The sequence below is a fragment of the Treponema sp. R6D11 genome, assembly GCF_054786075.1.
This window is the reverse complement of the sequence record NZ_BDHD01000079.1, coordinates 1-8,761: the sequence shown is the minus strand read 5'-3', so window position 1 is coordinate 8,761 and position 8,761 is coordinate 1. Positions and strand designations below refer to the sequence as shown.

The 8,761-nt window shown below is 49.2% G+C and carries 9 protein-coding genes; all 9 read left to right on the top strand.

Going from position 1 to position 8,761, the window contains the following annotated elements:
• A partial coding sequence (locus ACYVTD_RS07990; protein ID WP_461247247.1) for a ThiF family adenylyltransferase occupies positions 1-695 on the top strand: 695 nt, incomplete at its 5' end.
• Positions 696-740: 45 nt separating this feature from the next.
• On the top strand, positions 741-1,604 hold the full coding sequence (locus ACYVTD_RS07985) for a methylenetetrahydrofolate reductase (protein WP_461247246.1): 864 nt from the start codon (positions 741-743) through the stop codon (positions 1,602-1,604).
• A gap of 1 nt (position 1,605) precedes the next feature.
• The gene (locus ACYVTD_RS07980) at positions 1,606-2,244 is read left to right on the top strand and encodes a vitamin B12 dependent-methionine synthase activation domain-containing protein (protein WP_461247245.1); all 639 of its coding nucleotides are present in this window, start codon (positions 1,606-1,608) and stop codon (positions 2,242-2,244) included.
• Positions 2,244-4,622 (top strand): homocysteine S-methyltransferase family protein, encoded by a 2,379-nt coding sequence (locus ACYVTD_RS07975; RefSeq protein WP_461247244.1) that lies wholly within the window; start codon positions 2,244-2,246, stop codon positions 4,620-4,622. Before ACYVTD_RS07980 ends, ACYVTD_RS07975 begins: the two co-directional genes overlap by 1 nt.
• Positions 4,623-4,771: 149 nt before the next feature.
• On the top strand, positions 4,772-5,335 hold the full coding sequence (locus ACYVTD_RS07970) for a FliO/MopB family protein (RefSeq protein ID WP_461247243.1): 564 nt from the start codon (positions 4,772-4,774) through the stop codon (positions 5,333-5,335).
• A gap of 17 nt (positions 5,336-5,352) precedes the next feature.
• On the top strand, positions 5,353-6,210 hold the full coding sequence (fliP, locus tag ACYVTD_RS07965; RefSeq protein WP_461247248.1) for a flagellar type III secretion system pore protein FliP: 858 nt from the start codon (positions 5,353-5,355) through the stop codon (positions 6,208-6,210).
• A gap of 78 nt (positions 6,211-6,288) precedes the next feature.
• On the top strand, positions 6,289-6,558 hold the full coding sequence (gene fliQ, locus ACYVTD_RS07960; protein WP_461247242.1) for a flagellar biosynthesis protein FliQ: 270 nt from the start codon (positions 6,289-6,291) through the stop codon (positions 6,556-6,558).
• Positions 6,559-6,568: 10 nt separating this feature from the next.
• Complete coding sequence (locus ACYVTD_RS07955) at positions 6,569-7,444, top strand: flagellar biosynthetic protein FliR (protein ID WP_461247241.1); 876 nt, start codon at positions 6,569-6,571, stop codon at positions 7,442-7,444.
• A complete protein-coding gene (gene flhB / locus ACYVTD_RS07950; RefSeq protein WP_461247240.1) occupies positions 7,441-8,643 on the top strand; it encodes a flagellar biosynthesis protein FlhB in 1,203 nt (400 codons plus the stop codon). Before ACYVTD_RS07955 ends, flhB begins: the two co-directional genes overlap by 4 nt.
• The last annotated feature ends 118 nt before the right edge of the window (positions 8,644-8,761 follow it).

The window sequence follows — 8,761 nt, the reverse complement described above, 5'->3', positions numbered from 1 at the left end:
CCTACGGCTCCGTGTTCCAGTTCGACGGGCAGGCGACAGTCTTCGGCGCGAAAGACGGCCCCTGTTACCGCTGCCTCTACCCGTCGCCGCCGCCTCCGGGGCTTGTCCCTTCCTGCGCGGAAGGCGGGGTTATGGGAGTTCTGCCCGGTATTATCGGGACGATTCAGGCGGCGGAGACGATTAAGCTCATCGTCGGCGGCGCAAAGCCTTTGATTGGGCGTCTTCTTTTATTTGACGCGTGGCGGATGTCGTTTCGCGAGTTAAAACTAGAGAAGAATCCAGACTGTCCCGTGTGCGGGAAAAATCCCACCATTCACGAACTTATCGACTATGAACAATTTTGCGGTTTGAAAAAAAATACCGACAGCAAACCTATAGATACCATAACCGCCCTCGACTTAAAAAAACGCCTTGATAACGGAGATAAAATTCAATTTATAGATATAAGGGAACCCCATGAACGCGCAATCGTTAAATTCCCGAACGCCGTAGTAATTCCGCTCGGCCAGCTTGAAAGGCGCATGGAAGAGCTAGACCCAGCAATAGACGCGGTGTTTTTGTGTAAAATAGGCCAGCGAAGCATTTTAGGAATACGCACATTGCAGGACGCGGGCTACAAAGGCAAACTTTTAAACCTGCAGGACGGCCTTAACGCATGGGCGAGGGACGTAGACAAGAGCATGCCCATCTATTAAAGCCATACACTCAATTAAAAAAATAATATATAATATTAATAACCTATGAAGATAAGCGATATATTGAACACGGGGAAAATTACCGTTTCTTGCGAACTGTTTCCGCCAAAACACGGATCGGGGCTTGCCGGCGCTCAGGATGTCGTCCGTAAGACCGCCGCCCTTCGTCCGTCGTTCATAAGCGTTACCTACGGCGCGGGAGGCGGCACGAGCGAGCATACCGTAAGCCTAGCGGCTGAATCGCAAAACAACGGCATCCCCGCGCTGGCGCACTTAACCTGCGTTTCTTCCGACAGAAAAACTATAAACGACGTTTTATCAAAGCTTAAGGCGGGCAATATCGAAAATATCCTCGCCTTGCGCGGGGATATTCCGGATGGGCATCCTTTCCCGACGGACGCGCATTACCACCACGCGTGCGATTTAATGAAAGAGATTCAAACCGCGGGCGGTTTTTGCGTGGGAGGGGCGTGTTACCCGGAAGGCCACCCAGAAGCGGAAAGCCTTGATAAGGATATCGAAAGCCTTAAAAGCAAAGTGGACTGCGGGTGCAGTTTTTTAACTACGCAGATGTTCTTTGATAACAATATTCTGTATAACTTTTTATACCGTCTTTTGCACCATAAAATTGAAGTGCCCGTAATCGCCGGCATTATGCCCGTGATAAACGGAAAGCAGATCGCCCGCATCTGCAAACTTTCAGGCACGATTCTGCCGCCGCGCTTCCGCGCCATCGTGGATAAATTTGCAGATAACAGCGCGGCGATGAATCAGGCTGGGATCGCCTACGCGACCGAACAGATTATCGACCTTATCGCGAACGACGTCCGCAATATCCATATCTATACCATGAACAAGCCGGATATCGCAGGCCAAATCATAAAAAATTTATCGGAAATATTTAAATAATATGGATACAAAAGAAGTTTTGCGCTATTTAGGTTATCGCGGGGCGGAAGCCGACGAACAAATCATATCGCAAATAGAGCTTGTGTCAAAAGAGGCGGCCTCGGCCGTAAACGCGAAAAACGTATTCGGTATTTGGGACTGCCTTAGCGCGAACGGCAATGTCGCGTTTGGCGAAATGAGTGTTAATAGCCGCGATCTTGCCTATCATTTATGCGGCTGTGAAAAAGCCGTTTTAATGGCCGCGACCCTAGGAACGGGGGCGGACAACCTTCTGCGACGTTACAACGAGCAGGACATGGAAAAAGCGCTTATCGCCCAGGCGGTATGCGTTACAATGATAGAGGAGTACTGCGACTCCGTCGTTAACGAAGCTTCGCAAAATTCGCGGCTGGAAGGCCTGTACCCGACATTGCGTTTCAGCCCCGGTTACGGCGATTTCGACATCATTTGGCAGAAGGAAATCCTTAAATTGCTGAATTGTGAAAAACAAATCGCCCTTACCCTTACGGAGGGATATATGCTTATCCCTTCAAAATCCGTTACGGCCGTTGTCGGTTTCGGCAAAGAGAAAAATGAAGACGGCGAAAACAAGTGCGGGCGTTGCGCGAATACAAAGTGCGAATATAGGCGGGTTGACTAATGGATTTATTAAAACGGCTTGAAAAAGGGCGCTTAATCTTTGACGGCGCGATGGGGACGATGCTTCAAGACGAACTCGTTCCCGGAGAGCCTCCCATATTTTTAAACATAATAAAGCCAGACAGCGTGTTAAACGTGCATAAAGCGTACCTTAAAGCCGGCTGTCACATCTTAAAAACAAACACTTTTGGCGCGAACAGGCTGGCCCTTTCTGGATCGGGTTATTCGGAATTACAGATAATTACCGCCGCCGTAGGAATCGCAAAAAAAGCCGCGAAAGGTACTGACGCGTTTATCGCGCTGGATATAGGGCCGACGGGCAGACTGCTCGCCCCATTTGGTGATTTGGATTTTGAAGAGGCGGTTGATATTTTTTCGGAAATGATAAAAACGGGCGCGAAGGCCGGGGCCGACTTAATTCTATTGGAAACAATGAACGACACTTATGAAATTAAGGCGGCTATGCTCGCCGCGAAGGAAGCCTGCGATCTTCCGGTGTTCGTAACTTTTACCCCCGACAGTTCCGGCAGGCTCTTAAACGGCGCCGACATACAAACCGCGGTATGTTTAATCGAAAGCCTTGGGGCCGCCGCGGTGGGGTTTAACTGCGGTTTTGGTCCCGCGCAGCTTATAACATTACTGCCAGAATTGGCGCGCCACAGCAGTATTCCCGTAATTGTAAGCCCAAATGCCGGAATCCCTGAGAGGGTAAACGGAAAGGCGGTATACAGCCTTAAACCGGAAGAGTTCGCGGCGGAAATGGCTGAACTTGCGCATAACTCGCGGATTATCGGCGGCTGTTGCGGTACTACTCCCGAACACATAGCGCAGGCCGTCCGCGCCTGCAAAGACATCCCGCTTCCTCCCGTTACGCAAAAAGACGTAACCGCCGTCTGCTCTTACGGGGAAACGGTCGTTTTCGGCGGCGATTTCGTAATTATCGGGGAGCGTCTTAACCCGACCGGCAAACCGCGCATGAAGAAAGCCCTCCTTGAAGGCGACATGAACGTTTTATACCGGGAAGGGCTGGATCAGGTTGAACACGGCGCGCGCATACTCGACGTGAACGTGGGGCTTCCCGACGTTGACGAAGTGGGGCTTCTTTCTAAACTTGTGTGCGGCTTGCAGGGCGTAACAAAAACGCCGCTTCAAATTGATACGGCGAACCCCATAGCCGCCATGCGCGCCTTACGGCTCTACAACGGCAAACCGCTTTTAAACTCGGTAAACGGCAAAAAAGAATCCCTTGAATCCATGCTTCCCCTCGTAAAAAAATACGGCGCCGCCGTCGTCGCGCTTTGCCTAGATGAGGACGGAATCCCCGAAACGGTCGAAGGCAGGTTAAAAATAGCGGGAAAAATTATCGGCTACGCGACAGAATACGGCATTCCCAAAAAGGACATAATCTTTGACGCTCTTACCCTGACGATAAGCACCGGCGCGGACAACGCCCGCGTTACCCTAGAAGCGGTGGATTTTCTGCGGCGCAAGGTCGGGGTGCAGACGATTCTCGGCGTCTCCAATGTTTCGTTCGGGCTTCCCGGCAGGGAGAACATTAACGCCGCGTTTTTATCTCTCGCCATTAACGCGGGCCTAAGCGCCGGAATCGTCAACCCGATGAACGGCGCGATAATGGACGCGGTATACGTGTCTCAGGCGATAAACGGCGCGGATAAGAACTGCGAGCGTTTTATAGCCCGCTTTTTAGGCAAGGACAAGGAGACGGCGAATCATGCCGCGGCGAAGGGAACGGAGAAGGAAGTGGGCTTGCAGGAGGCGATTTTTCGCGGCCTAAAGGAACAATCCGCAAAGACGGCAGGCGCCATGAGCGAAAATACCCCGCCGATGGATATTATCAATGAACATTTAATTCCGGCGTTGGACATGGCGGGCAGGGATTTTGAGCGCCAAAAAATCTTTTTACCCCAACTTTTGATGTGCGCCGAAGCCGCAAAAGCGGCCTTTGAAGCCCTGTCGTTAAAAATGTCAAAGCAGGGTGGCTTCCAGCGAAAGCGCGGTAAAATCGTAGTCGCGACCGTAAAGGGCGACGTACACGACATTGGCAAGAATATCGTTAAAATTCTCCTAGAAAACTATAATTTTCAGGTAATTGACCTTGGAAAGAACGTGGAACCCTCTATAATTCTGGAAACTGTCCTTAAAGAAGGCGTAAATCTTGTCGGATTAAGCGCTTTAATGACCACAACGGTGGTTTTCATGGAGGAAACGATCAAATTACTCAAAGAAAAAGTGCCAAATTGCCGTATAATGGTGGGCGGGGCGGTACTTACGGAAGGTTTCGCCCATAAAATAGGCGCGGATTACTACTCGAAAGACGCGATAAGCTCCGTCCGCTACGCTCAAGAGGTATTGGCGTAAATCCGCCAAAATACCGAAAAAACCCGAAAAAAAGCGAAAATTTTCAAAGAAAAATTCATTTTCTATTGCCATTAATGGAAAAAAAAGATACAATTTAGGTAAATCGGTTTCGACTTGGGAGGGGAGAACTGAAAATATCTTTATTTGCCTTGATCCTGCTTGCCGCGGGATTTCTTATCCAAATTCAATACGCTTACGCGCAGGAAGAGCCTGCCGTACAGGATGATCCGTTACTGGTCGCGCAACGCGCTTATACTTTCGACGAAACGGATGAGACTCCAGCCGCGCAGACGGGTTCGTCCGTATGGCCCGTTATCAGAATGATACTTGTCCTCGCTTTTACCGCCGCCGCCATATACGGCGTGGTCTACTTTCTTAAACGTTCTTCCAGACAGGCCGTATCAAAAAGCCCCTTCTTAAAAATTTTGGCTACCGCCCACCTTGGCGTGAACCGTTACGCGCATATCGTTTCCGTAGGGAGCAAGGCGTGGCTGTTGGGTTCCAGCGACGGCGGAGTAAACCTTATCGGCGAAGTTGAAGATAAAGAAATAATAGACGCGATGCTACTGGAAGAATCAAAGAGTACCTCGGAAACGCAGGGGCGCTTTACCGATTTTATTTCAATGCTGCGCCGTCTTGGCCTGCCCGCGCAATCAAAAGCCCCTAGCGTAGATGATATCCGCAAAAGGCGCGAAAGGTTTAAGGGGCTGTAAAGATGAAAAAACTTTCAATGAAAAAAGTCTTAACGGTTTTCCTGTTATTTGTTTCTTTATTTTTATTCTTACCAATTTCGGCTAACGCCCAGGCGGCGCAGCCAGCGGCGCCTTTCCCGGGCGAGGCTGCGCGCGCGACTATGAATATGCCGACTCCTCCCGCGCCACCCGTGATTCCTTTTATCGATCTTACGGTGCGTAATCCATCCAACCCGCAGGAAGTGTCTTTTTCTTTGCAGTTGCTTCTGCTGTTAACGGTTCTCGCCCTCGCGCCCAGCATCATAATTTTAATGACAAGTTTTTTGCGCGTATCAATCGTTCTGGATTTTGTCAAACGCGCCCTTTCGTTACAGCAGGTTCCGCCCAATCAGGTAATTTTGGGAATTTCGCTTTTCTTGACGGTGTTTATCATGTGGCCCACGTTCGACACGATATACAATAACGCGATAAAACCGCTTTCGGATGGGGAGCTTTCCGTATGGGGCGCATACCGCGAAGCGGAAACTCCGTTAAAAATTTTTATGTACAGCCAAATGGGAAGAAGCCGAGACGGGAAGCTTACCATAGGGCAGAAGAATATCCAGCTTTTTATGGCGATGCGCGGCCTTGACAAGCCCAACACGTTAGAAGATGTTCCCGTATACATTTTAATTCCCGCGTTCATTCTTAACGAACTTACAATAGCGTTCAGGATCGGAATATTGCTGTTTATTCCGTTCATAGTAATTGACATGGTGGTGGCGAGCGCCCTTATGTCCATGGGCATGATTATGCTTCCGCCGGTAATGATATCCATGCCGTTTAAACTTATTCTTTTTATTCTTGTGGACGGCTGGGGGCTGTTAACCAGACAGCTTGTTAATTCGTTCTTTTAATAGTGGGGGTCATGAAACTTCGTTTCATGTTCGATTATAATTGCGGCTAACGCCGCATAAATGGAGGTTATCATATAAATGAGTATCGGTGAAATTACGGCTATCTTGCGTCAGGGAGTGTTGCAGATACTGATGATAGCGTCGCCTCTTTTAATTTCCGCGCTTGTGATAGGTTTGGTCGTTGCGATATTACAGGCGACGACTTCCATTCAGGAGCAGACCCTTGTTTTTGTGCCGAAGGTGGTCGTAATTCTTATAGTTCTTGCCGCGTTGGGCGGTTGGATGTTCACGTCTCTTGGGGAGTACACAAGGCATCTGTTCGAGCGTATTCCGGATATGGCGAGGTAGGCGGAGGGAAATGGTAGATAACGCCGTTTTACAGAACATTCTTCTCTTTGGCCCGGTATTTATTCTGATTGCCGTAAGGGCGCTTGCCATGATAGAAGTTACCCCCCTGCTTTCGTCCGAGTCGATTCCGCAGGTGGTAAAAATTTCCCTTGCCGGTCTTGCCGCTTTCGCCGTCCTTCCCACGGCGGAGATATTTATGGCGGCGAACTCGCCGGCCGGTTTGGTTACCCTGCCCGGCGGCACCGTAAGCGATTTGCGCTCCGAGGCGTTAAGCATTCGCTTTTTCCTGCTTGTTATAGGGGAGGGGATAATCGGCCTTATTATCGGTTTTTACATATTGATTATTTTTTCCGCTTTTTCCACCGCCGGACAATTTTTCTCCCTGCAAATGGGCTTTGGCGCGTCGGAAACTTTTGACCCGTTGTCGCAGATAGAAAACCCCCTCATGGGCCAATACCTAAACCTTGTGTCCATGCTGGTCTTTATAACAATCGGCGGCTTTCAAACCCTTTTCCTCGGCGGCTTTTGGCGTTCCGTGCAAACGATAAACATTATTTCCCTTGTCGAAGGCAGGGAACCCGTTGTTACAATGGTCGTTTCAGGCCTTTCTAGCCTGTTTATGGACGCGATGGTCATCTCCCTGCCGATTTTAGGCACGCTGTTTTTAACGTCCCTTACGACGGGGCTTATTTCCAAAGCCGCCCCGCAGATCAACATTCTTTCCGAAGGTTTCCCCATTTCAATTTCCGTCGCGTTTGTTCTTATCTACGCTTCGCTTCCGTTTATGACCCAGGCTTTTTCCAACGTGATTGAATCTGGTTTTAGATCCATCCAAACATTGTACATACAAATTGGCCGCCAGATAACGGCGGGAGGCGCGTTATGAGCAAATTGTTGGGTTTGGATCTAAATACATTATGCGTATTACGCGCTAACCACTATCAACTAACCGCTATCAACTATCCGTTATCCACTATCCACTTGCAGTGGTTTTCGGACGACGATGACACGCCGGGCAAGACCGAAGAACCTTCCGAACATAAAATTGAAGAACTGCGGAAAGAAGGCCAGGTTGTAAAAAGTCAGGAGCTTGTAGGCGCGATAGGCTTGTTCCTTCCCGCCATGCTGTTATTATTTTTAGCGCCTTCGATGCTTCGCACATGCGTCGAGATGGTGCGCTTTTTCTTCGAACGCGTCGTAGAACTGGATCCTACAAAGGACGCCGTAATTCTGGCCGTTCTTTTGCGGTATTTCGTAAAGCTTGCCTGGCCTATTTTAACGGTCGCGGTAGTGGGGGCGATTTTTTCCAATGTCGTGCAAATCGGATTCATGTTTACCACAAAGCCGATTACTCCCGATATTACAAAAGTGCTGCCAAAGATAGGGCAGTATTTCAGGCGCATTTTTTCCGTAGACGGAATTTACAATTTTTTTAAGTCTATCGTAAAGATGGCGATTATAGGCTTTGTGGCTTTTATTTTGATTTATTCGGAAAAAGGAAAACTGCTTAATCTGCAAAAAACGGGTGTTTATGAAGGGCTTGCGTTAGTGTCTTCAATCGCGATTAAGATGCTGATCATCTCGGCCATTTTGCTGATAATCCTGTCGATACCCGATTATATGTTCCAACGCTGGCGTTTCAGGGAACGCAACAGAATGACAAGGTATGAGGTAAAAGAAGAACATAAACAGTACGAAGGCGATCCGCAAATACAGAGCAGGATACGCAGCCGTTTCAGGGAATTGTTAAGGCAGAATATCGCGGTCTCGGTTCCAAAAGCGGACGTTGTTGTAACAAACCCGACCCACCTTGCCGTGGCAATCCAGTACGATCAGCGTTACATGGAAGGGCCTATGATAGTCGCGATGGGCGAAGATGATGTGGCCGCGAGGATCAGACATCTCGCGCAGGAGAACGACGTTCCGCTGGTGGAAAACAAACCCCTAGCGTGGGCTTTGTACCGCGACCCAAAGATCAACGTGGGGGATATTATCCCTCAAGAGTACTGGAGTACGGTGGCTCTTGTAATAAGCAAGGTTTGGTACTTGAACGAAGAAAAACGGCGCAGAAGGATGAGCGCGTAATGGGAGGTATAAATGGCTGACGTAGCAGTTGGCGCGGACAGAACGCCGTCCAATAATTTTATCGGTTTTTTCAGGGAAAGCGTTCCCGCCGTCATGGTAATTGTAATCATCGTAATGC

Coding starts and splice junctions, on each gene's coding strand:
- ACYVTD_RS07955 (WP_461247241.1), top strand. CDS start 6,569: ATGGTAGATAACGCCGTTTTACAGAACATTCTTCTCTTTGGCCCGGTA.
- fliQ (WP_461247242.1), top strand. CDS start 6,289: ATGAGTATCGGTGAAATTACGGCTATCTTGCGTCAGGGAGTGTTGCAG.
- ACYVTD_RS07980 (WP_461247245.1), top strand. CDS start 1,606: ATGGATACAAAAGAAGTTTTGCGCTATTTAGGTTATCGCGGGGCGGAA.
- ACYVTD_RS07985 (WP_461247246.1), top strand. CDS start 741: ATGAAGATAAGCGATATATTGAACACGGGGAAAATTACCGTTTCTTGC.
- flhB (WP_461247240.1), top strand. CDS start 7,441: ATGAGCAAATTGTTGGGTTTGGATCTAAATACATTATGCGTATTACGC.
- ACYVTD_RS07975 (WP_461247244.1), top strand. CDS start 2,244: ATGGATTTATTAAAACGGCTTGAAAAAGGGCGCTTAATCTTTGACGGC.
- fliP (WP_461247248.1), top strand. CDS start 5,353: ATGAAAAAAGTCTTAACGGTTTTCCTGTTATTTGTTTCTTTATTTTTA.